Here is a 22,031-nt window from a genome sequence, read left to right as displayed (position 1 = left end):
GGTGTCTGCCTGTTTCATGTGCAAAGCACGGCCCCGGTCCCATTGGACGACCATCACACCTCGAATGAAACCTATGAAAAGCTGGCGTGTTGCGCGCTCCTCCTAGGGGCATGACAAAAATTCATTTGTAAATTTGAAGTAATCTCGTGAGGTTCCGGGCGAAACTGCGGGCCATTTATTTAGGGACCCGAAAGCAAGACAAGACAGAGAGTGGAGACGACATGACAAAGCCGCATGACCAATTTGGGATCAACCGCCGTGGCCTGCTGGCCGGAATGGCAGGCGCGGGTCTTCTGGGGCTGTCCGGACTGCCGCTGCGCGCTCAGGAAACACCGCGCCGGGGCGGGGTGCTGAAGCTTGGTATCAGCGGCGGTTCGACCACCGATGATTTCGATGTGCGCAAACTGGCCGACTGGGTGCCGGTGAACCAGGCCTACATGGTCATGAATGGTCTGATCGAGATCGACAGCGACAATATCGCCCAGCCCGAGCTGCTGGAAAACTGGGAGGCCGAACCCGGCGCAGTTGTCTGGACGTTCGATGTGCGGAAGGGCGTCACCTTTCACAACGGCAAGTCGCTGACGGCGGATGATGTGATCTACTCGCTCAACCTGCACCGCGGCGACAGCTCCTCGGCGGCGCGATCCATCGTGGAGCCGATCACCGAGATCGAGAAACTGGGCGAGCACCAGATCCGCATCACGTTGGAAAGCGGCAACGCGGACCTGCCCTACGTGCTGTCCGATTATCACCTGCTGGTGGTGCCCGAAGGCTTCGACGACTGGTCCAACCCGGTGGGCACCGGCCCCTTTGTTCCCGAGCGTATCGAGCCGGGCGTGCGAGGCCGTTTCGTCCGCAACGAAGACTATTGGAAGCCCGGCTGCGCCAACGTGGACGCTGTAGAGGTTCTGGTCATCAACGACGTGACAGCGCGGACCAACGCGCTGATGTCCGGCCAGGTACAGGCGATCAACGCCGTCGACTTCAAGACCGTGAACCTGCTTGCCCGCGCCCCCCGGGTTGAGATCGTGCGCTCGGCCGGAGGTCAGCACTTCACCTTCCTGATGGACTGCACCAAGGCGCCTTTCACCGACGTGAATACACGTCTTGCGGTCAAGCACAGCGTCGACCGGCAGCAATTGCTCGATACCGCGCTGGCAGGCTACGGCCAGCTGGGCAACGACCACCCGATCCCGCAGACCGACCGGTTCTACAATTCCGAACTGCCGCAGCGCGCCTATGACCCCGAACAGGCCCAGTTTTACGCTAAGAAGGCCGGGATGGACCCGCTGGCGGTGACTCTGTCGGCCTCCGATGCGGCTTTCTCGGGGGCGGTGGATGCGGCCGCGGTCTTCCGCACCGCGGCAACCGGCGCGGGCATCGACGTGACCATCGACCGGCAGCCAGCGGATGGTTACTGGTCCGATGTCTGGATGCAGGTGCCCTTTTGCATGTCCTACTGGGGCGGACGTCCAACGGCGGACCAGATGCTGTCCATCGCCTATGAATCCACCTCGTCCTACAACGACACCCGCTGGAAGAACGACCGCTTCGACAGCCTGCTGAAAGAGGCCCGTGCGCTTCTGGACGAAGAAAAGCGGCGCGAAATCTACTGGGAATGTCAGGCGCTGATCAACGAGGACGGCGGCGCGATGATCCCGATGTTCGGCGACTACCTTGACGCGGTCTCGACCGAGCTGCGTGGCGTAAAGCCCCATGCCATGTTCAACCTCATGGGCGCGCGCATGGCAGAGAAAGTGTGGTTCGACGCCTGATGCTGACCCTTATCGCGAAACGAGCGGTGCTGGGCGTGTTCACGCTCTGGCTGGTGTCGGTGCTGGTTTTTGCCGGCACCGAGATCCTGCCGGGGGACGTGGCCGGTGCCATCCTTGGCCAGAGCGCCACCCCCGAGAGCCTTGCCCGCCTGCGCGCAGAGCTTGGCCTCGATGTGCCGGCGCTGCAACGCTACGTCGAGTGGCTGACCGGGTTCCTGCAAGGGGACATGGGCCGGTCGATGGCCAGTGGCCAGCCGGTTGCCGGTCTGCTGTGGCCGAGGTTCTGGAACACCATGTCGCTGGCCGCCTATGCCGGTGTGATCGCCGTGCCGCTGGCCGTCGGCCTTGGCATCATGGCGGCGGCGCTGCGCGGCGGCATCTTCGACCGGGTGAGCAACGTGGCCGCGCTGGCCTTCGTGTCGCTGCCGGAATATTTCCTCGGCCTGCTGCTGGTGTTGTGGCTGTCGGTCAAGACCGGCTGGCTGCCGAGCCTTGCCGACACCTACGAGGGCATGGGGATGGCCGCCTGGTTCCGTGCCACAACGCTGCCGATGCTGGTGCTGGTCATGGTGACCACTGCGCAGATCCTGCGCATGACCCGGACCACCGTTCTGGGCGTGATGGACCAGCCTTACGTGGAAACCGCCTACCTTAAAGGGCTGCGCAATGGTCGCGTGGTGCTGCGCCACGCCACGCCGAATGCGGCGGCGCCCATCGTCAACGTGGTGTCTTTCAACATTGCCTATCTCATCACCGGCGTGGTGCTGGTCGAGGCGGTGTTCAACTACAACGGGCTGGGCCGGTTCATGGTCGACGCCGTGTCGCGTCGTGACCTGCCGCTGGTGCAGGCGGCTGCGATGATTTTCGGCGCGGTCTACGTGTTTCTCAACATGGTTGCCGACATCGCCGCCATCGCCCTGAACCCGCGCCTGCGCCATCCGCGCGGAAAGGAGGCCTGAGATGACGGCTGTGACCTCTCGTCTGTCCGCCGTTCCGCTGACCGGCTGGATCGGCATGGCGCTGATCGCCATCAACCTGTTCCTCTTTGCGTTCGGGCCGATGCTGGCACCCTACGGGCAGGAGGAGATTGTCGGCGTGCCCTTCGATGCGCCGCAGCCCGGCCACCCGCTTGGATTCGACCAGAACGGACGGGACATGCTGTCGCGCGTGCTCTACGGCGCCCAGACGTCCATCGGCATATCGCTGGCCGCTGTCTGCCTGTCCTTCGCCATCGGCGTGCCGCTGGGCATCCTGGCCGCGCTCCGCGGCGGCTGGCTGGATCTCGTCCTGTCGCGGCTGGTGGACACGGTGATGTCGATCCCCGTGCTCATCTCGGCGCTGGTGGTATTGCAAGCGCTTGGCTCGTCGCTACCGGTGCTGATCGTCACCATCGCTTGCCTCGACAGCACCCGTGTCTTTCGCCTGGCGCGCCTGGTGGCGCAGGGGATCAACGTGATGGACTACGCCGAGGTCGCCCGACTGCGCGGCGAAGGACTGGCCTGGATGATCCGCCGAGAGATCCTGCCCAACGTCCTGCCGCCGCTGGTGGCCGAGTTCGGCATGCGTTTCTGCTTCACCTTCCTCTTCGTGGCGGGTCTGTCCTTTCTCGGGCTCGGGGTGCAACCGCCCTTTGCCGACTGGGGCGGCATGGTGCGCGACAATCAGCAGGGCATCCTCTACGGGCTCTACGCCCCGCTGTTCCCCGCCGCAGCAATCGCGCTGGTGACCATCGGCGTAAACCTCACCGTGGACTGGATGCTGTCCGGCCGCACCACCGTGCAGGGAGACAACAGATGAGCGACAAGATCCTTCGCATCCGTAACCTGCGGGTATCCACCGACAGCGGCACGGAGCTGCTGCACGGCGTGTCCCTCGACCTCGAACAAGGCGAGATCCTCGGCCTGATCGGGGAAAGCGGGGCGGGCAAATCCACGATTGGCCTCGCGGCCATGGGCTATGGTCGTGGCGGCTGCCGGATCACTGGGGGCGAGGTTTTGCTTGCGGGCAGGGACCTGGCCGACTGCAGCCGACAGGACCGCGAAGCAGTGCGGGGCGCGCGCATCGCCTACGTGGCGCAAAGTGCCGCCGCCGCCTTCAACCCGGCGCACCGGCTGGAAAAACAGATCATCGAGGCGCCGCTCTACCATGGCCTGATGACCGAGACGGAGGCCCGCGCTTGGATGGTCGAGCTGTTCACCGCGCTCGGCCTGCCCGAACCGGAGAGCTTCGGACGGCGCTTCCCGCACCAGGTCTCGGGCGGCCAGCTGCAACGGGCGATGGTGGCCATGGCCATGGCCTGCAAGCCGGACATCCTCGTGCTGGACGAGCCGACCACGGCGCTGGATGTGACGACACAGATCGAGGTGCTGCGCCTCTTGCGGGACACGATCCGCAAATACGGCAGATCGGCGTTGTACATCACGCATGATCTGGCCGTGATCGCCCAGGTCGCCGACCGCCTCGTGGTGCTGCGCCACGGTCAGGAGATCGAAACCGGCCCGACGCAGCAGATCCTCACCGCCCCGCGCGAGGAATACACCCGACGCCTTGTCTCGGAACGGCAGGCCAGCCTGTCGGCGCCGGCGGGCGCGGCGCACAAGACCGGGCGGGAGCTGCTGCGCCTGAACCGGGTGGACGCCACCTATGGCAAGGTACCGGTCATCTCCGAGATCGAGCTGTCGGTGAAACAGGGCGAGACCGTTGCAATCGTCGGTGAAAGCGGCTCGGGCAAATCGACGCTGGCACGGGTCGTGGCGGGGCTGTTGCCGCCGTCACAAGGCGCGGTGATGTTCGACGGTGCTGCCCTGCCGCCGAGCTACCGCAAGCGGGGCAAGGACCTGCTGCGCCGGATCCAGCTGATCTACCAGTTGCCCGACGTGGCGCTGAACCCTCGACAGACCGTCGGCGAGACCATCGGCCGCCCTCTGACCCGCTTCCAGGGGCTGACGGGACGTGCCAACCGCGCCGAGGTGCTGCGCCTGCTGGAGCAGATCGGCCTGCCTGCCGAGATGGCCGACCGCTTGCCAGACGCTCTTTCGGGCGGACAGAAGCAGCGGGTCTGCATTGCGCGGGCTCTGGCGGCCAAGCCGGACCTCATCATCTGCGACGAGGTGACATCGGCGCTTGACCCGCTGGTGGCCGAGGACATTCTCCGCCTTCTACGCCGCCTGCAGGACGAGTTGGGGATCACCTATCTTTTCATCACCCACGATTTGTCGGTGGTAAAGCGCCTCGCCGACCGAACGGTGGTCATGCAGAAGGGCCGCATCGTCGAAGAAGCCGAGACGGACAGGCTCTTCGAGGCACCGGGGCAGATCTACACCCGCAAGCTGCTGGCCTCTGTGCCGCAGCTCGATCCCGGCTGGCTGGACCAGGTGCTGACCGCGCCCTGAGCCTTCCGACACAATCAATACCTACCAAGAAACGGAGCCCGACATGGCCACCGAAATCATCGAACACGTCTGGATTCCCATGTCCGACGGCACCCGGCTGAGCGCCCGCATCTTCCTGCCCGATGGGCTGACCGGCGCGCCCGTGCCTGCGATCCTGGAATACATTCCCTACCGCAAGCGCGACGGCACGCGCGGTCGCGATGCCCCGATGCACGGCTATTTCGTGCAAAACGGCTATGCCGCCGTGCGCGTCGACATTCGCGGCTCCGGCGACAGCGAAGGCCACATGGCCGACGAATACCTGGAGCTGGAACAGGACGACGCGGTCGAAGTCATCGCCTGGATCGCCGCGCAGGACTGGTGCGACGGCAATGTCGGCATGATGGGCAAAAGCTGGTCGGGCTTCAATTCCCTGCAGGTGGCCGCGCGACGTCCTCCGGCGCTGAAGGCGATCATCACCTGCTACTCCACCGACGACCGGTTCAAGGACGACATTCACTTCATGAATGGCTGCCTGCTGAACGACAACCTCTGGTGGGGGTCGATCATGATGGCCTACCAGGCCCGCCCTCAGGACCCGGAGATCACCGGCGAGGACTGGCGCGGCGCCTGGGAAAAGCGGCTCGACGACCTGCCGTTCTTTCCCGCACTCTGGGCCAGACATCAGACGTATGACGACTACTGGAAGCATGGCTCGGTGCAGGAGGATTACGCGGCCATCGAATGCCCGGTGCTGGTGGTCGGGGCCTGGGCGGACAGCTACACCAACTCGGTCCCGCGCCTGCTCGAGAACTTGCAGGTACCCACGCGCGGCATCATCGGGCCCTGGGGGCATGTCTATCCCCATGACGGCGCACCGGGCCCCGCCATCGGCTTTCTGCAGGAGGCGACGCGCTGGTGGGACCAGTGGCTCAAGGGCCGCGAGACCGGCGTGATGGACGAGCCGAAGCTGCGCGCCTACATCAACGATCCCATTGCGCCAAATCCCACGCGCCCGCACCAGCCCGGTCGCTGGGTCGGAAGCGCATGGCCGCTGGACGAGCCGATGCGGCAGATGCATCTCGGCGGTGACGGCACGCTGGGGGATGCAGCGCAAACGCCCGCTCTGTTGCCGATCTGCTCGCCGCAAAGCCATGGCATCGCCGCGGGCGAATGGATGGCCGTCGGCTGTCCGGGCGAGATGCCCGCCGATCAGCGGATCGACGACGGTGGCGCGCTGACCTTTGACACGCCGGTCCTGAAAGAGGATCTGGAGATTCTCGGCGTGCCGGAGCTGGACCTGCACCTCGCATCGGACAAGCCCGTGGCGCAGGTCGTTGTGCGCATCGGCGACGTGGCACCGGACGGTCAGATCACCCGCGTCACTTACCAGGTGCTGAACCTGACCCATCGCGACGGCCATGCCGATCCGAAGCCGCTCGAGCCGGGCCGGTTCGAGACTGTGAAGGTGAAGCTTTCGGCCTGCGGTCATCGCTTTGCGGCCGGTCACAGGATGCGGGTGTCGGTGGGCACGGCCTACTGGCCGATCATCTGGCCATCGCCCGAAGCCGCAACCCTCACGATCGACACCGCGGGCTCGTGCCTGCACCTGCCTGTGCGCAAGGGCGGCGACACGCATCCCGGATTCGAACCTCCGGCGCATGGCATCGATGTGCCAGTCACCATGATCCGGCCCGCACAGCTGGAACGCACGGTGACCACCGACTTTCTCACAGGCGAGGTGACCTACGTCACCGATGGTCAGGGTGGCCTGTTCGGCGAGGGCGTGCTGCGCTTTGACGAAGTGGGTACGGTGCTGTCGCACAGCCTGAGACGCGAGTTGAAAATCCAGCCCGATGATCCCACCTCGGCGGCCTATCGGCTGGACCAGGTTTACGAGATAGGCCGTGATGGCTGGCAGACGGTCATTCGCCTCGAAACCGAGATGACCTCGGATCGTGACAGCTTTTACCTGAAGGGACGCATGGCCGTGAGCCACAACGGCGCGCCGGTGAAGACCCGCGAGTGGGAGGAGTCTGTGCCCCGCAACCTGATCTGAAAAGGTGAAGAGCCCCGCCCGATGGACAGGTGTATGGCAATCGACGCGGGCACGGGTCAAGCGCGCTCAGCCCGTGACCCGTCGCCTTGTGTACGACGCAAGGGTGCAGCGGATAACAGATCAAGGCTGAGGACGACCGGTCTGGCGTGGCGAAAATCCAAAGAAGTTTCGCCAAGGCCAGTCCTCACCCGTCCAGAAGCAAGGCTACGTCCAACAGGCGCGGCCGGAACGGAGAGGGACGTCGGTTCAGGTTGTCTGAGGTGATCATGGCTTGAAAAGTCCGCCGGGCGCTCCGGTTCCGAGATAACCTTGCAGTAAATTGGTTTTGCAAGGTTACCTCGACCCAAATTCCGGGGATGAGTCGGGGTTTCCGCGGGCACCACTGTTCACGCTAGTTGTGCATTTTGGGGTTGTTTCAGAATTCAGCAAAACATGCCTGGCTGTCAGGGCGAATATATCAGGGGAGGTGTACGCGCCGCGCCTTCTTGGGGCTGAGGGTGCGAGGTACTTGGCGCTAAACGGTGCTCGCCAGCTTCAGGCCCCCAAGGCGATCCATAATCGAGTTGTTAACGGTATCGACAATGGCCGACGGAAAGGACTTCGGAACAGCGGCGGCGGCAGCTTCGAGGGCTTCGGGCACTCTGGCCGCAGTCTCCTCAATGATGTCTGTTGCACGCTTTTTTGAAAGTCCGGCGCGCATTGCCGTTTGCACAAAATGCCGTCCGTGGATCTGGTCGAAGCGGTAGTGGCGGCTGTTGCCGACCGACATGGCCATTTTCATCTCTTTGCGTTCAATCTGGCCGGCATCCAGTGCCCCTTGTGCTGTCAGGATGTCATAGAGCGGGGTCATGCGATAACCACCGCCTGGGCCAAGGAACACGCTGAAGTTCTTGGCATGGGCATCTGTCGCGCCCATCAGCCAGAAGACGAGCTGGGCTTTGAGAAAGATGTTCTGATCCTTGATCGGGGTGTCGCTGCCCTCAAGCAAGCCGAGAACGTTGATCATGCCGGGGCCGCCCTCGTTTTGGTATTTCAATGAGGGCGGCATTGAGAGTGCCTGACAGCAATCTTCCTGCGGCAGACGCAGCAATCGCCCGTCCTTGGTCCAGCGTCGATCAAAGCGCTCGATGACCAGGGCCGAGGTCTCACCGAAGGTTTCGATGCTGGCGGTGTTCACCGGCAAGCCGAATGCTTCGGTGAGTTTGAGGCAATAATATTCGTTCTCGACGCTGTCAGAGAGATCGATGCCACCGGGCAGCTTGCCGATCTGTGTCTTTATCAGGTGCGTCGTCGGCGTCGCTCCGTGGGGCTTGACCCACTGGCCCTCATGCCAAAGTAGCGCGGTCTTCTCCTGCGCGCCCGAGACTGAAATTCGAAAGGCATCATCGCTGGCCAGGCCAAGCGGCGCCTGGCTCAATCCGTTCAGGATCTTTTCGATGGCAGCGTCATTTACCGTTTCACCTTCGATCTTGCCGATCGTGTCAGGGGCTTCGTTATCTCCTGCGATAAATTGCAGCGCCCCCACACAGTCGTGGCCGATCTTGGACAGCATGCTAAAGGCGTCGGTCCCGCGTGCGCCGACTTTTTCGGCCACCAGGCGCCGCAGCTTGTCAGAGTCAGGTAGCAGGTTCTCGAAGACGGCAGAGACAGGTTCTCCGCGATAGGGGGTCTCTCTGAGCGGAAGTGACAAAGAAACCGGCAGGGCATGTTCCCAGTCCAGCCAGTCCGCTTCGTATGAAAAGCCGATGGCACCGCTGGCCTCGCGGCGTAACGTGCCGACGCGGCGGTTGTTCAGATAGACGCGCAACGGCGCATAGGCCGGACGCCGTCCCATCAGAAAAGATCCTCAATGTCACTTTCATGGCCCTTGGAGCGCTCTCCAATCCTGAATTCCAGATCAAGAGCCGCGAGTACAGCGAGGATGGATTCAAGTTTTGCGGGCCTTTCTCCACTCTCGATCATCGAGATCGTCGCCTGACGCAGCCCCGCCTGTTCAGCGAGCTTCATCTGTGTCCAGTCGCGCTTCTTACGCGTGCGCTGGATGATGGTGCCGATCTGTCGTGGTGTGCGCGCCAAATGATTCATGGCGTCAATATACACCAAAAGGTATAAAGTTCAATAATCGGTGCAGCGCATATTTTCACCTTATACGCCTTGACGCATAAAGCGCGTTTATCTCTTGGGGCGTATAGAAATAGGCCCTGACTTGCGGGCTGAATCTGTGTAAGCGCCTACACTTCTGCCTTGGTGAACCCGCATCATAAAGCGATGCGCTGTAGTGATCCATTTGAAGTCGGTCAGGTTAAGCCGTCAACCTGACTGCCTCTGTAGCTGCAAGACCTCATGCTGCGCCGTTCCGACAGTGATCCGGAAATGGTCGATATCTTCGCTCTGGTCCTGCATCACGACGAAAAGGCCTTGCTGGTCCTCGTGGAAATGGCGCGGGCCGAGGGGATCGCCACAAAAGCCAATGTGCAGAATATCCTGCACAGGTTGGTCGACAGAAAGACGACCATCGAGCCGGAACTCGCCCCCCCCACGGGCCCTTGCTGTGTGCCGTGAGCCACGTCCACGCCCGGATCATCAGCAAACAGTGCGCGTTAGCCCGTTGGACAGCACTGTATGCACCGCATCTTGGCGGAGCTTTTCCTTTCGTTTCAGCCCCATATCCGGTCTCCCTCGGAGCAGTAATAGCCATCGAAGGAGCGGCATCAAACCGCTACAAGCTCAACTTTTACCGAGACAGTTCATGTCTATACCCTATGTTGGGCCGTGAGCTGCGCCGCGCCACAGGGCGAGGCGTCCTGCTCGGCTCAGGTGTCAATCGTCGCGCCCATCATCAGCCGCACGATTTCCTCGTCCGTTGTCTCACTCGGGCGACGCTCACCGCCAATGACCCCGCGCGCGAGCACAAAGATCCTGTCAGCCGCCGCGAAAATGTCGGGAAGGTTGTGAGAGATAAGAATGATGCCGACGCCGCGCTGCTTGAGGCGGTCGATGAGCGCCATGACTTCCCGCTGCTCAGGAACGCCCAGAGCAGCTGTCGGCTCGTCCATGATGACCAGCTTGGCCTCCCAGTGGATCGCGCGGGCAATCGCGATCGACTGGCGTTGGCCACCTGACATCTCACGCACCCTCGCGCCCGGATCAGGCACCTTGATGCCAAGCCCCTTCAGGACCTCGACCGCATCCGCCTGCATGGCCTTGCGGTCCAGCACCGGCAGGCCGAACACACGCTTCATCTTCTCTCGCCCGAGGTAGAGGTTCAGGCCGGGGTCAAGATTGTCCGCAAGGGACAGGTCTTGATAGATTGTTTCTATGCCGACATTTCGCACGGTTTCCGGCGGGCTGTTCGTGATATCCTGGCCGTCGAAGATGATCTTGCCTTCGCTCGGCAGATGAACCCCCGAAATCATCTTGATCACCGTGGACTTTCCGGCGCCGTTGTCCCCGGCGAGCACGACGCATTCACCTGGATAAACGTCGAAGTTCACATCTTTCACAGCCGTGATCGCGCCAAAGCGTTTCGCCAGCCCCTGCACCTGCAGAATGGGTTTCATTTTGCCCCTCCGAGAAACTTGTCGCGTGATTGGTCAACCAACACGGCGACGACGATGACGAGACCAACTGCCACGAACTGCCAGTAGGGGGGCAGCCCAGAGAAGACCAAGCCGAACTGGATGACCGCAATAATGATCGCGCCTATGACGGTGCCGATAATGGTTCCCTGACCGCCGGTCAGAGAGGCCCCGCCGATAAAGACAGCAGCAACCGCGTAGAGCAGGATAGGCTCACCAGCATTCGCCGCACCAGCGGAGAAGCGACCAGTATACACCAGCCCCCCGATCCCGGCTGTCAGCGCGGACAGCACGAACAGCTTGATCAGGTGACGCTTCACATCGACCCCGGCGCGTTCAACGGATGCGCGGTTGGCGCCAAGCGCGTATGTATAGATGCCGAATTTCGTATAGGTCAGCAGGTAGTGGCAGGCGCCCGCCAGAACCAGGGCCATGACAACTGGCACGGGAATCCCAAGGATGTCTCCGTTGCCGAAGGCGCGGACCTCTTCGGAGCGGATCGAAACGGTTGCCCCGCCTGCAACGATCAGCGCGACACCCCGTGCGATGCCGTAGGTCCCCAGCGTACCGATGAAACTCGGAACATCGAGATAGGCGACCAACCACCCGTTGACCAAGCCAACGACCACGGCTGCCAGCATGCCGACGCTAATCGCCACCGCGAAGACGACCCAGCCATTTGCGTCCCCGAGCAAGCGGACCGTCAACGCCATTGCAACGGCAGCGAGCCCGGTGGTGAACGCGATTGAAAGATCGATGTGTCCTGCAACCACCACCAATGTCAGGCCGAGAGAAAGCAGCAGGATCTGCGAGGCCGCGACGGCCACGGACTGGATATTGTAAGCCCGGAAGATGAAGGTCGATCCCGTTTCGACCTGAGCGTAAATTTCGAAGAATGCCAGGATCAGGGCGAGAAACAGCCATGACCAGGCGTTGAGTAGGGTTTTCACGAATGAAAACCCGTTGTTGTTTATATCAGACATCCGGTTCACTCAGAGTAGATGAATTTCGCGATGTCTTCGTCAGAGACATTGTCGGCCGTGATTGTCGTGAAACCGGTGCCGATCTTGGTCGGTACGGACTGACCGGTCAGGTGGGCATAGGCTGTCATGACGCCGTAGTAGCCGATTTCCGCGGGGTGCTGAGCAATCGCGACATCGATGGCGCCATCCGAAATGTTCTCGGTGATGCTCGGGGGAGCATCGAAGGCCACCACGACGATGTCGTCCTGAGCGCCTGCGCCAGCCACACCGTTTGCTGCTCCAAGCGCAGAGAACAGGTTGGCACCGAATACGCCGGCCACGTCCGAATTCCGTGCAAAGACGGCTTGAAACTGGGACGCCGCCAAAGAAGCATCGTTCTCGTTGAATTGGGTTTCAAGGACTTCTACGTCGGGAAAGTTCTCGGCCATCTCCGCCTTGAAGCCTTCTTCACGTTGGTCCGTTGTGGAAATACCGGGGCGGTTGCTCGCGATGTAGACTTTTCCGCTACCACCGATCTTGTCCGCCATAGCCCGTGCGGCCATTCGACCACCAAGAAGGTTGTCCGACGCGATATACGAAATCGGGAAATCGCCATCTCCCGAACCTGTCTGGTAGAGGCCGTCATCGATGAATGTGTCCACCGTGATGACCGGAATGCCGGCCTCATGCGCGCGGCGAAGTGGTTCGATCATCTGCACCGCATCCGTCGGAGCGATCAGCAACGCATCTGGCGCGCGGCCGATGACTGCGTCAAGAACAGGGGTCTGCAGAACCGGGTCCCATTCCTCGGGGCCCTGGAAGTTTACTTCGATTCCCAGATCTTCGGCAGCGGCCTGTGCGCCTACATTCATCGTGATGTAGAAGGCATCGGTGGTCAGCCCCGGCAGCAGCGTGATCGACAGATCTTCCTGTGCATTGGCAGCGCCGGAAAAACCAAGCGTGGCAGCAACGGCGGTGGCCGCGAAAAAGCGTTTCATAATAATTTCCTCCCATTTTACGGCTTTTGCCGTTCTGACACGTTGACAAGTCAGTTCAGTCAGGTGTCACACAACGGTTGCATTTCCTGTCGGCTCAATTCAAGAAGAAAATATATGAAATTAATTTCACAGCACGGAAGGAGGGTAAGATGAGCAAGAGACGTATTCTGGACCGAAGCCTGATGCATATGGCTGCTCGGTTGCATTACGTGGACGGCCTATCGCAGAGGGACGTCGCGAAAAAGCTGGATATCTCGACGGCAAGCGCATCCCGCGTTTTGGCCCGCGCCCGCGAAGAGGGCGTGGTGCAGATCAAAGTTGCTGACATCTTCGAAACCGATGCACTCGGAGCCAAATTGGCCACCGCGCTCGGATTGCGGGCAGCAAGCGTCTGCGAATCGACCCGGCCCCACGACATGGCCTATCGTGTCTCCGAACTTCTGCGGGAGGGAGACTTGCCGGGCAGTCCGGTCATCGCGATCGGATGGGGGCGCACCATCAAATCCGTGCTGATGGAAGGGCTTCCGAAGCTGCCGGGCAGCTCCATCGTGCCCTGCATTGGTGGCATGGAAGAGACCGAGCCGCATTTCCAGATCAACGAATTGGTGCGATTGGCGGCCGAATCGACCGGCGGGCAGGCGATGTTCCTCCATGCGCCTTACCTCGCGTCCAAGGAGCTCCGCGGCGTTCTGGAGCGCGACCCAAAGAGCCGTCGGGTGTTTGAATCCTGGAGCAAAGTGGATGCGGCGATCTTCGGCATAGGCTCCATCGCGCAGGCCGCCTACATCGAAACACTCCACTTCGGTGAGACGAACCGGGCTCGGGTCGTAGGTGACGTGGCGCGTCGATATTACGATATCGACGGCATCGAAGTGCTTTGGGACGGTGAGGAAGACCTCATGGCGATCCCGCGTCTCGACATGAGGCGGATCCCGCTCAGCATTGGCGTGGCGGCTGGACACGACAAAGCGGATGCCATTCTCGGCGCAGTTCGAAGCGGCATGGTGAACGCTCTGGTGACTGACAGTGCAACCGCGTCCGACCTGCTCGCGAGCCTCAACGTCTCTCCAGACGGGCATTAGTGAAAGTAATTTCTGAATTTAATTGTTGAATCGCGGATGCGGTCCTCATACCGTCCGGCCTATGGTTGAACGCCCATACCGAATGGGCGCGGGATCGAAAGACCGGCGGGGGACTGCCCGTGACGGCACAAGATCAGGGATTTCAAGATGAATGCGCAGATGACGACCGCAGAGCGGCGAGGATACCAGCAGATTTGCGGGGAGAACGGGTTAATGATGGTGGTTGCCGCAGATCAGCGCGGCGGCATGCGCAAGGTTCTCGCTGCAACCGAGGCGGAGCAGAAAGCCATCGATACTAAGACTTTGGGCGTCGTAAAGGCGGGTATCGTCACGCACCTTGCCAACAAGGCGTCCTGCATTCTTCTTGACGCGACCTGTGCGGTCCCGGCGGTCGTCGACGACGGTGTTCTTGCGCGCGACACCGGGCTTTTGATCGGTCTGGACGATTCCGGCTGGGATCTGGATGACAAGGGCTATCGCTTGTCAAAGCTCGTTCCAGGGATCGACGCTCGGCGCACGCGTGAGCTGGGGGGCACCGGTGCCAAGCTGATGGTCTACCTGCGCCCGGATACCGTGGAAGCGAACGGAGCCAACATCGAGATCATCAAGCAGTGCATTGCTGATTTCGCCAGCGAGGATCTTTTGCTGGTCGTGGAGATCCTGACCTATCAGTTGGACGGTGAAAGCGACGAAGCCTACGCAAAGGCCTTTCCCGACCTCATCGTAGAAAGTGCCAGAATCTCGCTTGAGCTTGGGGCAAAGGTGCTGAAGCTGCCATATCCCGGCAACGCCGATGCTTGCCGCAAGATTACACAGCTTTGCGCAGGTGTACCTTGGGCAGTGCTGTCTGCTGGCGTCGATCATGAGACATTCATTGGACAAGTGCGGACCGCCATGGAGTGTGGTGCATCCGGCGTGATTGCAGGGCGGGCTCTCTGGAAAGACTGCATCTCTCTTGATGCCGACGAACGGCGCACAAAGCTCGAGGAAATCGCCAGCTCCCGCTTGCGCGAGATTCAGGAAGTGCTCGATGCCAGCGCGACAGCAAACTGAAGCGGCCATCGGAGTAGATGTCGGCGGCACGCGCATTCGCGCGGGCCGCATAGACGCGTCGGGACGCATTCTTGACCGCATCATCGAGCCAGTGGTCTCAAACCAGGAAGGCTTCGTCTCACAGATTCTGCGGATGATCTCGACTGTCCAGAGACCCGGGGACCGGCGCGTTGGCGTCGGTCTGCCCGGACGCGTAAGAGCACGTAGCAACGAGATTATCTCTGCAGGATACCTTGATATTGCCGGTATAGATCTCGCCACCGGGATTGAGCGGCAGACAGGACTCTCGGCACGCCTCGACAATGATGCGATGATGGCATTGCTTGCCGAAGTGCATGTCGCAGATGCAGATGACGGCGATCTCGCCCTGATGGTCACGGTGGGCACAGGCATTGGCGGCGCGATAGCTCTCGCCGGCAAGCCTTGGCACGGCGGTGATTTCGCAGGTCAGTTCGGCCATATCGTCGTCTCGGAAACCGGGCCGATTTGCAATTGCGGTCGTACAGGCTGCGTAGAGACCTTCAGTTCTGGCACAGCGCTCGCGCGGTTGATTAAAGAAGCCGGGTTTCCAGAAGACACACGAGCCGAAACGCTCTTTTGTATGGCGGAACAGGAAGATAGCACAGCGCGCGCGGTTTTGCAGACATGGGCGGGACCGATGCAGCGCGCCTTGCAGACGCTTGTTGCCGTGGTCGATCCTGACCGTATCGTGATCGGGGGAGGACTCGGCGCTGAGATGTGCCGCGCTTTGCACGTGTTGCCGGAAAACGGATCATGGTTCAGCACACCTATAAGACCCGCCAAACTTGGCGATGATGCCGGCGTGATCGGCGCAGGATTGCACGCATTGCAGGAGGAGAATGTTTGACACGTTCGGTGGTTATTGTGAACGGCGTCCCGGCCAGCGGAAAATCAACCATCAGTCGGTACATCGTCTCCGGTCTTCTTGCGCGTGATCTAGGCGCGGTGCCGCTCGGCCTCGATACAATCAAGGAGGCTCTCTATCCCGAGTTGGGCATAGGAGATCGGGAGCACAATCGCATGCTCGGGCGCGCAAGCTATGCCGCGATCTTCAACACCATTGCCGAGTTTCCAGATGAGCTTGTTCCGGTCGTCGATGCCTGGCATGGGTTCCAACCTCGCTCCGTACTCGAGGCGCACCTCACAGCTGCAAGAGTTTCAAAAGTGATTGAGGTCTGGTGCTCGGTCTCGCCTGAAGTGGCGAGACGAAGATATCTTCAGCGCGACCGGCACCCCGGACATCCGCCCGCCAGTTATGCTGACGAACTCAAGGAATTGGCCTCCAAGGCCGAGGCGTTCGGCGATTTCGGTCCCGTCATTAAAGTCGATGCGGAAGCGCCGCCCGACGACAATATCGTCGAACGCATTTTCGCAGAACTACGATCATCGACTGCGCGCGCGACCTGAAGCGCTGCGCCCATTACCTGCGAGGGTGGGAGCGGCGGCCGAGCTCGTCTATCCTCTTTTCGTGAAAGACCTGTGCCGGGGTCTTCCAGCGCAGGCATTTGGCGGGGTGCGTTGCTGAGCTGGTCGCACAGCTGCCGCAACTCGAATTCGGGCATGCAGGCCACGTCGCTCTGCCAGGGCGAGGAGGCGGCGCAAAACCACGTTTGGCGTCCGGGCTGCTACCTGATGGCTCAAGGGTCGTTGCGACGGTTTGCGGTGGATGGCGCTTCTCATACATGCCTCCACCAATCCGCAATCCAAGAGACTGGCACCTTGGGTTGACGTCACTCGGCAATATTCATTCACGGAAACTTCGGTGAGGGGACTAGCGGCCCATTGGTGATCCTCCGTCAAACATTAGGTTTGAATAAAGATTTTGCACTTCGGACGTGAATCCACCCGGCTACCCCAGAAAGTCCAATAATGTGGATTATGTAACATTTATGTGCTGCCGCGGACGATCAGGTTGAACTGAATCGAGTAAAGTCTCTCCGTATGATCTTGATCAAGGATGCAGCGTGACACGGTGGCGGCGATCCGATCAGCTTGCGGGCGAATGGTTGTGAGTGTCGGCACGCAATGCGCGGCGAAATCAAGGTCCCCGAATCCGGCGACTGCCAGCGTGTCAGGGACGGCGATGCCTCGTCTTTGCGCCTCAAACAACAGGCCGAGGGCCACCGTGTCGTTCGAACAGGCCACCGCGCGGGCTCGCCCCGCCACCACTGCGTCGAGCAGATGCGCCCCTGTGGCGGCGCTGGCTGGCGCCTTCTCGGTGGTTACAAAAGCCTCGCATCCTGCTGCCTCCATAGCCGAGACGAACCCGCGCGCGCGGCTGTCGGCGCGTGTGTCTTCGTGCAGGCGCGCACCAAGAAAAGCGGCCCTGCGGTACCCGCAGGCGATGAAATGCCGAGCCATCTCGCCCCCGACCTGCTCGTGACTGAAACCAACGGCGCGGTCGATGGGTTCGGCGGGCAGCTCCCACATTTCGACCACCGGCGTTGCGGTCTTGCGGAGCAGGTCTCGGGTCCGTTGCGTATGTTGACCGCCAGTCAGAACGATGGCGGCCGGCGCCCATGACAGCGCGGCGCGGACCAAAGCTTCTTCTTGATCCAGAGAATACTCGGTGTGCCCGACAAGAGTCTGCAGGCCTTTGCGCGCGAGATGCCTTTCAAGAGCGGTAACGGTTTCTGAGAAGAAAGCATTGCGCAGGGAGGGCACGATGACGCTGACGACCCGCGAGCCCGCGGCAGCCAAACCGCCCGCCACCAAGTTGGGGACGTAGCCCATTTCCTCAATGGCGGCGGCGATACGGGGCGCGATACGCACTGAGACGGCGTCGGGTTTTCGCAGGAAAAGCGACACAGAAGAGGCCGAGACCCCTGCGTGTCGGGCCACATCCGCCATTGTCACGCGCTCCATGCCACGCCTGTTGCGCTGTGTCTTGCTATTGTCTTGCATCTATCCGTCCCGCCGTATTCCGGGCAACCTATCCCTTCAGAATGGGGCGAAACAAGAGTCGCTCAACGGCGCGCCGGCGCGGTAGAGTCGCGCACCACAAGCGAGAAGTCCAGTTCGCGGTGCAAAATAGCGGGCTTACGGTCGAGCGAGGAAACCAGCCACTGCCCGGCCTGCGCCCAGATTTCGTCTGTTGGCATATGGATCGTCGTCAGGCTCGGGCTAAGGTGGTGCGACCAGTCAAGATCGTCAAACCCGGCAAAGGAGACCTCGGTGGGCACGTCAAGGCCCATTCGGATCGCCTCCATCATCACGCCGTATGCGATGACGTCGTTGCCGCAGATCACCGCTGTCGGCCTGTCGTCGGATGCAAACAGAACGCGCGCGGCCTGCTTCGCCTCGTCGAGGTTGTAGTTGACCTGAAGGCGCCAAGCCTCCGGCGGTTCGGCTCCAACCTCTTGCAATACGGAGAGAACACCCTGCGTCCGAGCCTGCGCGCGGTCATTATTGCGTTGAATCGCCGAGACAATCGCAACGTGGCGGTGACCGAGATCGGTGAGGTGCCGGGTGATGCGCTGTCCGGCTGCAAAGTTGTCCACTCCGACGCTCGGATACGGTTTTGTCGGATCATAGACGCCAACGTTGACGAAGGGGATGGACTGCGTTTTCAGCATCCGGCGCAGATCCGGATGGCGGGCGTCGCCGCGTAGGATCAGTCCGTCGATGCCGCGCGACACGAGGTTCCGCGCCTGCTCCAGCTCCACGTCGAGGTCGTATTCGTTGGTCGCCAGCAATAGCAGATAACCCTGCCCTGAAAGGTAGCTTTGCAAGGCTTGCAAGCCCCGCGCGAACATCGCGTTGTCGACAGTCGGTACGATGGCGCCCACCGTTCGGGTGCGCCTGGACGACAGCGCCCGGGCCGAGGCGTCGGGGATGTAGCCCAGGTCGCGGATCGCTGCGTCGATGCGGTCGCGCAGCCGCGCGCTTACGCTTGAGGGGCTGTTGAGCGCACGACTGACCGTCGCCGTCGACACTTGGGCCGCGCGCGCAACGTCTCGTATGCCAACCTGTCGTGTCTGCTCTGACATAATGCTCCTTAGTGTATCCGGTTACACCATAGCATAGTGAATTATCGCCGCAATATTGGTCAAATTCTACTCACTTGACCGAATCGCAGCGCTACGATATGTAACCGGTTACAAGTGTGGAGCAGAGGGGAGGCGCCGCCTTGAAAAGGGAGGAAATTCAATGACAAAAAGACAGCTTGTTACAGGGGTTGCCGGAGTCGCACTGAGCGCGGCGCTTGGCACTCAGGCATTGGCACAAGATTTCGATTGGAAAGCCCATGATGGCGAAACGATCACGTTTCTCGCCAACAATAACCCATGGGCAACCTCTGTGCTGAAGTACAAAGACGACTTCGAGGCAAAGACCGGCATTACGCTGGCGGTCGACAGCTACCAAGAACAGCAAATGCGCCAGCGCCTGATGACGGTGATGAACGCGCGCAGCGACGAGATCGACATCTTCATGACGCTGCCTTCGCGCGAGGGGATGCAGTTCGCCGCCGCTGGCTGGTATAATGACCTGGCAGAGCACGCCAAGGACGATGTTTCGCCCGAGTATGATTTCGATGGCCTTGGCGACGCGCTTGTCGAGGCTGCTACCTTCGACAACGTTTTGACCGGTATTCCGCTGAACATCGAGGGACCGCTGCTTTACTACCGTAAGGACGTGTTCGCTGAGTGCGGCGTAGAGGTGCCCGACACGCTCGCAGACCTTCAGGCTGCAGCCGAAACCATCAAGTCCTGCAAGCCCGACATGACGGCCTTTGCGTCGCGCGGCCTGAAACCGGCGCTGCCTTACACGTTCTCCAACTTTCTGCACAACATGGGCGGCAGCTACATGGCGGACGGCAGGTCTGCGCTGTGTTCAGACGCGGCCCAGTCGGCCATCGACACCTATGCAACGCTGCTGCGCGACTACGGCCCTCCGGGCGTGGTGAACTACAGTTTCTACCAGTTGACCTCGCTATATCGTGCGGGTCAGGCGGCAATGTCCTTCCAGTCATCGAACGAGCTTTCGGCGGTTATGGAAGGCGGTGAGCGCCTAGAGGACACCGGGATCGTGCCGCTGCCCGCTGGCGATGGCGGCTCTGTCCCAACGACGATCGGTTGGGCACTGTCTGTCTCGGCCTTCTCCGACAATGCGGATGCCGCGTGGTACTTCGTGCAGTGGGCGACCTCGCCCGAGATGCAGGCGAAGCTGGCACTGGACGGTATTGCACCTCCGCGTGCGGGCGCTGCCGATGATCCGGACTATCAGGCTTGGCTGGCGGAACAGACGGTTCGCGGCGAATGGAACGCGGCGCTGGCCGACTTGGCGGCGACGGGCACGTCGGAGGTGGGGTATCCCATCGTCCAGAATCCGGAATCGCGGGAATACATCGGGCAAGCGGTGAATGCCGTGCTGCTCGGCGATTCCGATGTCGCGGAAGCCTGCGCCGCCGCGAACGAGCAGCTTGATGCACTGATTGCGCGCCAGTGATCCTCACTTCCCGCGGGGTGCCCGGCACAGCCATGCCCCCGCGGTTTTTTTTCACCAGGTTTGGGAACGAAAGGGACAAGCAATGACTGACCCCCTTGCCATGCCCGCAGGGCGCTGCGCTGTCGTGATCGGTGGAACTGGCGGGATTGGCGCCGCCGTCGCGCGATGTCTTCGCGACCGGGGCATCGAGACCACCGTGACCGGTGCGACAGAGGCCGAGGTCACCGCGTCGGGTTTGGTTGGCGTGGCGCTCGACGTGACGGATGATACAGCGGTTGACGCCTTTGCCAGCCGGTTCGAGCGTCTCGATGTGCTGGTGAATTGCGCCGGTATTCTGCGACGCGATGCAGAGTTTGAACGCGCCACCTTCCGCCATGTGATCGACGTGAACCTAACGGGCACCTACTCCTGCTGCCATGCCTTTCACGGTGCGCTGGAGGCCGCCCGGGGCTGCGTCGTCAACGTCGCCTCGATGAATGCCGAGCGCGCCCTGCCCCGCCTGCCGGCCTATTGTGCCTCGAAGGCTGGAGTGGTCATGCTGACGCGGGCGCTCGCCCATGCCTGGGCTCCGGATGGTATCCGCGTAAACGCGGTGTCGCCCGGCTTCATCGAAACCGACATCAACGCCGAAGGCCGCGCCGATCGCGCGCATTATAGCCGGATCGCCGACCGGACTGCCCTGAAACGCTGGGGACAGCCCGAAGACGTGGCAGGCACGGTTGCCTTCCTGTGCTCGCCCGCTGCTGCCTATGTCACCGGGTCGGTCTACGCCGTCGACGGCGGCTTCCTAGCAAGCTGAGAAAACCCATGCAGAACGCCACTTCCAGACGACAGCTCGGCGCACTGGCCGCGCCTTCGCTTATATTCACTGTCGGGATGATCGCCTTTCCGATCCTCTACACCATTTGGGTCAGTTTCCACGCGTCTTCCGCGACCGGCCAGCTCCGTTTCAACGGTTTGGGCAGCTATGCCCGGATGATCGGGGATGACCGTTTCTGGGCAGGAATATGGGTCACCTTCTACCTGTACTTCCTGTCTCTTTCGCTACAGCTGTTCTTCGGCACGTGGCTTGCGCTCCTGCTGTTCAACGCAAAACGTTTGCCAGGGGTAGTGCGCTCACTCTTCATATCGCCCTTCATGATGCCGCCGGTGGTCGCGGGGATGATGTGGATCGTGATCCTCGATCCGTCTCTCGGCGTGGCGAATTACCTGCTAACCTCGGTCGGCCTTCCGCCGTCCACCTGGCTCGCTTCGCCACGATGGGTTGTGCCCACACTGGCGCTGATCGACACTTGGCAATGGACCCCTTACGTCGCGCTGATCGTGCTGGGCGGGTTGCAGTCGCTGCCGCCCGGTGTCTACGAGGCCGCCGAGATCGACGGCGCGCCGCGCTGGAAGAAACTCACGCGTATCACCCTGCCATTGCTGCTTCCGACGCTGGTCACCGCGATGGTGTTGCGGTCCGTGGACCTGCTGCGGTTCTTCGACCTCATTTACATCACAACGCAGGGCGGCCCTGCTGATGCTTCTCTAACGCTCAACATTTACGGCATTCGCACCGGCTTCGAGTTTTTCCAGCTTGGCTATGCAGGCGCGCTGATGATCACCCTCTCGGCAATTGTCCTCGGCGCGGTGATTGCGCTGAACCGGCTGCGCGCCGCCGTGGCTTGGTAAGGAGCCCTTC

The 22,031-nt window shown here is 61.5% G+C and carries 20 protein-coding genes; 13 read left to right on the top strand and 7 right to left on the bottom strand.

Translation table 11 applies throughout. The features are described 5' to 3' along the window. Positions 1 to 221 precede the first annotated feature (221 nt). From GGQ68_RS21830 to GGQ68_RS21810, 5 genes are read left to right on the top strand one after another with little or no spacing between them, the layout of a single operon-like run. Positions 222 to 1,775 (top strand): ABC transporter substrate-binding protein, encoded by a 1,554-nt coding sequence (locus GGQ68_RS21830; protein ID WP_183969758.1) that lies wholly within the window; start codon positions 222 to 224, stop codon positions 1,773 to 1,775. Further along, positions 1,775 to 2,734: an ABC transporter permease gene (locus GGQ68_RS21825; protein ID WP_183969756.1), complete on the top strand. Its 960-nt coding sequence runs from the start codon at positions 1,775 to 1,777 to the stop codon at positions 2,732 to 2,734. The genes GGQ68_RS21830 and GGQ68_RS21825 overlap by 1 nt, the downstream gene beginning before the upstream one ends. 1 nt (position 2,735) lies before the next feature. Further along, on the top strand, positions 2,736 to 3,572 hold the full coding sequence (locus tag GGQ68_RS21820; RefSeq protein ID WP_183969754.1) for an ABC transporter permease: 837 nt from the start codon (positions 2,736 to 2,738) through the stop codon (positions 3,570 to 3,572). After that, on the top strand, positions 3,569 to 5,167 hold the full coding sequence (locus GGQ68_RS21815; protein WP_183969752.1) for an ABC transporter ATP-binding protein: 1,599 nt from the start codon (positions 3,569 to 3,571) through the stop codon (positions 5,165 to 5,167). Before GGQ68_RS21820 ends, GGQ68_RS21815 begins: the two co-directional genes overlap by 4 nt. 43 nt (positions 5,168 to 5,210) lie before the next feature. Beyond that, positions 5,211 to 7,205, top strand: coding sequence for a CocE/NonD family hydrolase (locus tag GGQ68_RS21810; RefSeq protein ID WP_183969750.1), 1,995 nt, complete (start codon positions 5,211 to 5,213; stop codon positions 7,203 to 7,205). Positions 7,206 to 7,719: 514 nt separating this feature from the next. Here the strand turns inward: GGQ68_RS21810 and GGQ68_RS21805 are convergent. Both GGQ68_RS21805 and GGQ68_RS21800 read right to left on the bottom strand, forming a co-directional pair. Beyond that, positions 7,720 to 9,012 (bottom strand): type II toxin-antitoxin system HipA family toxin, encoded by a 1,293-nt coding sequence (locus GGQ68_RS21805; protein ID WP_246429500.1) that lies wholly within the window; start codon positions 9,010 to 9,012, stop codon positions 7,720 to 7,722. Positions 9,013 to 9,038: 26 nt separating this feature from the next. Further along, the gene (locus GGQ68_RS21800) at positions 9,039 to 9,305 is read right to left on the bottom strand and encodes a helix-turn-helix domain-containing protein (RefSeq protein ID WP_343056040.1); all 267 of its coding nucleotides are present in this window, start codon (positions 9,303 to 9,305) and stop codon (positions 9,039 to 9,041) included. Positions 9,306 to 9,548: 243 nt separating this feature from the next. Between GGQ68_RS21800 and GGQ68_RS21795 the strand changes: the two genes are divergently transcribed. Next, positions 9,549 to 9,767: a hypothetical protein gene (locus tag GGQ68_RS21795; RefSeq protein WP_183969746.1), complete on the top strand. Its 219-nt coding sequence runs from the start codon at positions 9,549 to 9,551 to the stop codon at positions 9,765 to 9,767. Positions 9,768 to 10,018: 251 nt separating this feature from the next. Here the strand turns inward: GGQ68_RS21795 and GGQ68_RS21790 are convergent, their stop codons facing one another. Genes GGQ68_RS21790 through GGQ68_RS21780 form a run of 3 tightly spaced genes read right to left on the bottom strand, consistent with a single transcriptional unit; the run spans position 10,019 to position 12,743 of the window. Next, positions 10,019 to 10,765, bottom strand: coding sequence for an ATP-binding cassette domain-containing protein (locus tag GGQ68_RS21790; protein ID WP_183969744.1), 747 nt, complete (start codon positions 10,763 to 10,765; stop codon positions 10,019 to 10,021). After that, entirely contained in the window at positions 10,762 to 11,766 is a 1,005-nt protein-coding gene (locus GGQ68_RS21785) for an ABC transporter permease (RefSeq protein WP_183969742.1), read from the bottom strand. The genes GGQ68_RS21790 and GGQ68_RS21785 overlap by 4 nt, the downstream gene beginning before the upstream one ends. Positions 11,767 to 11,771: 5 nt before the next feature. After that, complete coding sequence (locus tag GGQ68_RS21780) at positions 11,772 to 12,743, bottom strand: ABC transporter substrate-binding protein (protein WP_183969740.1); 972 nt, start codon at positions 12,741 to 12,743, stop codon at positions 11,772 to 11,774. A gap of 149 nt (positions 12,744 to 12,892) precedes the next feature. Between GGQ68_RS21780 and GGQ68_RS21775 the strand changes: the two genes are divergently transcribed. From GGQ68_RS21775 to GGQ68_RS21760, 4 genes are all read left to right on the top strand, one after another. Further along, positions 12,893 to 13,825, top strand: a complete 933-nt coding sequence (locus tag GGQ68_RS21775) for a sugar-binding transcriptional regulator (RefSeq protein ID WP_246429499.1) — start codon at positions 12,893 to 12,895, stop codon at positions 13,823 to 13,825. 213 nt (positions 13,826 to 14,038) lie between these two features. Next, a complete protein-coding gene (locus GGQ68_RS21770) occupies positions 14,039 to 14,878 on the top strand; it encodes a tagatose-bisphosphate aldolase (RefSeq protein ID WP_246429498.1) in 840 nt (279 codons plus the stop codon). Then, positions 14,784 to 15,746, top strand: coding sequence for an ROK family protein (locus GGQ68_RS21765; RefSeq protein WP_246429502.1), 963 nt, complete (start codon positions 14,784 to 14,786; stop codon positions 15,744 to 15,746). The genes GGQ68_RS21770 and GGQ68_RS21765 overlap by 95 nt, the downstream gene beginning before the upstream one ends. After that, positions 15,743 to 16,306: a P-loop nucleotide/nucleoside kinase family protein gene (locus GGQ68_RS21760; protein WP_183969735.1), complete on the top strand. Its 564-nt coding sequence runs from the start codon at positions 15,743 to 15,745 to the stop codon at positions 16,304 to 16,306. The genes GGQ68_RS21765 and GGQ68_RS21760 overlap by 4 nt, the downstream gene beginning before the upstream one ends. A gap of 480 nt (positions 16,307 to 16,786) precedes the next feature. Here the strand turns inward: GGQ68_RS21760 and GGQ68_RS21755 are convergent, their stop codons facing one another. Together GGQ68_RS21755 and GGQ68_RS21750 are read right to left on the bottom strand one after the other, a co-directional pair. Continuing rightward, positions 16,787 to 17,803, bottom strand: a complete 1,017-nt coding sequence (locus GGQ68_RS21755; RefSeq protein WP_183969733.1) for a LacI family DNA-binding transcriptional regulator — start codon at positions 17,801 to 17,803, stop codon at positions 16,787 to 16,789. Positions 17,804 to 17,865: 62 nt separating this feature from the next. Next, the gene (locus GGQ68_RS21750) at positions 17,866 to 18,888 is read right to left on the bottom strand and encodes a LacI family DNA-binding transcriptional regulator (RefSeq protein ID WP_183969731.1); all 1,023 of its coding nucleotides are present in this window, start codon (positions 18,886 to 18,888) and stop codon (positions 17,866 to 17,868) included. Between the two features lie 160 nt (positions 18,889 to 19,048). Here GGQ68_RS21750 and GGQ68_RS21745 point away from each other — a divergent pair, with 160 nt between their 5' ends. The 3 genes from GGQ68_RS21745 (at position 19,049) to GGQ68_RS21735 (ending at position 22,021) form a co-directional block, all read left to right on the top strand. Then, positions 19,049 to 20,347 carry an ABC transporter substrate-binding protein gene (locus GGQ68_RS21745; protein WP_183969729.1) on the top strand — a complete coding sequence of 433 codons (1,299 nt, stop codon included), beginning with the start codon at positions 19,049 to 19,051 and terminating at the stop codon, positions 20,345 to 20,347. An 82-nt stretch (positions 20,348 to 20,429) separates the two neighbouring features. Continuing rightward, positions 20,430 to 21,146, top strand: a complete 717-nt coding sequence (locus GGQ68_RS21740) for an SDR family NAD(P)-dependent oxidoreductase (protein ID WP_183969727.1) — start codon at positions 20,430 to 20,432, stop codon at positions 21,144 to 21,146. 8 nt (positions 21,147 to 21,154) lie between these two features. Then, on the top strand, positions 21,155 to 22,021 hold the full coding sequence (locus GGQ68_RS21735; protein WP_183969725.1) for a carbohydrate ABC transporter permease: 867 nt from the start codon (positions 21,155 to 21,157) through the stop codon (positions 22,019 to 22,021). Positions 22,022 to 22,031: the final 10 nt, after the last annotated feature.

Origin of the sequence: Sagittula marina (assembly GCF_014196795.1) — a bacterium.
In the GTDB taxonomy this organism is placed as follows: Bacteria; Pseudomonadota; Alphaproteobacteria; order Rhodobacterales; family Rhodobacteraceae; genus Sagittula; species Sagittula marina.
The sequence above is the reverse complement of the archived record's forward strand: the minus strand, read 5'-3'. Positions and strand labels throughout refer to the sequence as shown.

What these genes read in the sequence shown, in the direction of transcription:
- GGQ68_RS21830 (WP_183969758.1), top strand. Translation starts at nt 222, where the DNA reads ATGACAAAGCCGCATGACCAATTTGGGATCAACCGCCGTGGCCTGCTG.
- GGQ68_RS21825 (WP_183969756.1), top strand. Translation starts at nt 1,775, where the DNA reads ATGCTGACCCTTATCGCGAAACGAGCGGTGCTGGGCGTGTTCACGCTC.
- GGQ68_RS21820 (WP_183969754.1), top strand. Translation starts at nt 2,736, where the DNA reads ATGACGGCTGTGACCTCTCGTCTGTCCGCCGTTCCGCTGACCGGCTGG.
- GGQ68_RS21815 (WP_183969752.1), top strand. Translation starts at nt 3,569, where the DNA reads ATGAGCGACAAGATCCTTCGCATCCGTAACCTGCGGGTATCCACCGAC.
- GGQ68_RS21810 (WP_183969750.1), top strand. Translation starts at nt 5,211, where the DNA reads ATGGCCACCGAAATCATCGAACACGTCTGGATTCCCATGTCCGACGGC.
- GGQ68_RS21795 (WP_183969746.1), top strand. Translation starts at nt 9,549, where the DNA reads ATGCTGCGCCGTTCCGACAGTGATCCGGAAATGGTCGATATCTTCGCT.
- GGQ68_RS21790 (WP_183969744.1), bottom strand. Translation starts at nt 10,765, where the DNA reads ATGAAACCCATTCTGCAGGTGCAGGGGCTGGCGAAACGCTTTGGCGCG.
- GGQ68_RS21785 (WP_183969742.1), bottom strand. Translation starts at nt 11,766, where the DNA reads ATGTCTGATATAAACAACAACGGGTTTTCATTCGTGAAAACCCTACTC.
- GGQ68_RS21780 (WP_183969740.1), bottom strand. Translation starts at nt 12,743, where the DNA reads ATGAAACGCTTTTTCGCGGCCACCGCCGTTGCTGCCACGCTTGGTTTT.
- GGQ68_RS21775 (WP_246429499.1), top strand. Translation starts at nt 12,893, where the DNA reads ATGAGCAAGAGACGTATTCTGGACCGAAGCCTGATGCATATGGCTGCT.
- GGQ68_RS21770 (WP_246429498.1), top strand. Translation starts at nt 14,039, where the DNA reads ATGATGGTGGTTGCCGCAGATCAGCGCGGCGGCATGCGCAAGGTTCTC.
- GGQ68_RS21765 (WP_246429502.1), top strand. Translation starts at nt 14,784, where the DNA reads ATGCCGACGAACGGCGCACAAAGCTCGAGGAAATCGCCAGCTCCCGCT.
- GGQ68_RS21755 (WP_183969733.1), bottom strand. Translation starts at nt 17,803, where the DNA reads ATGCAAGACAATAGCAAGACACAGCGCAACAGGCGTGGCATGGAGCGC.
- GGQ68_RS21750 (WP_183969731.1), bottom strand. Translation starts at nt 18,888, where the DNA reads ATGTCAGAGCAGACACGACAGGTTGGCATACGAGACGTTGCGCGCGCG.
- GGQ68_RS21745 (WP_183969729.1), top strand. Translation starts at nt 19,049, where the DNA reads ATGACAAAAAGACAGCTTGTTACAGGGGTTGCCGGAGTCGCACTGAGC.
- GGQ68_RS21740 (WP_183969727.1), top strand. Translation starts at nt 20,430, where the DNA reads ATGACTGACCCCCTTGCCATGCCCGCAGGGCGCTGCGCTGTCGTGATC.
- GGQ68_RS21735 (WP_183969725.1), top strand. Translation starts at nt 21,155, where the DNA reads ATGCAGAACGCCACTTCCAGACGACAGCTCGGCGCACTGGCCGCGCCT.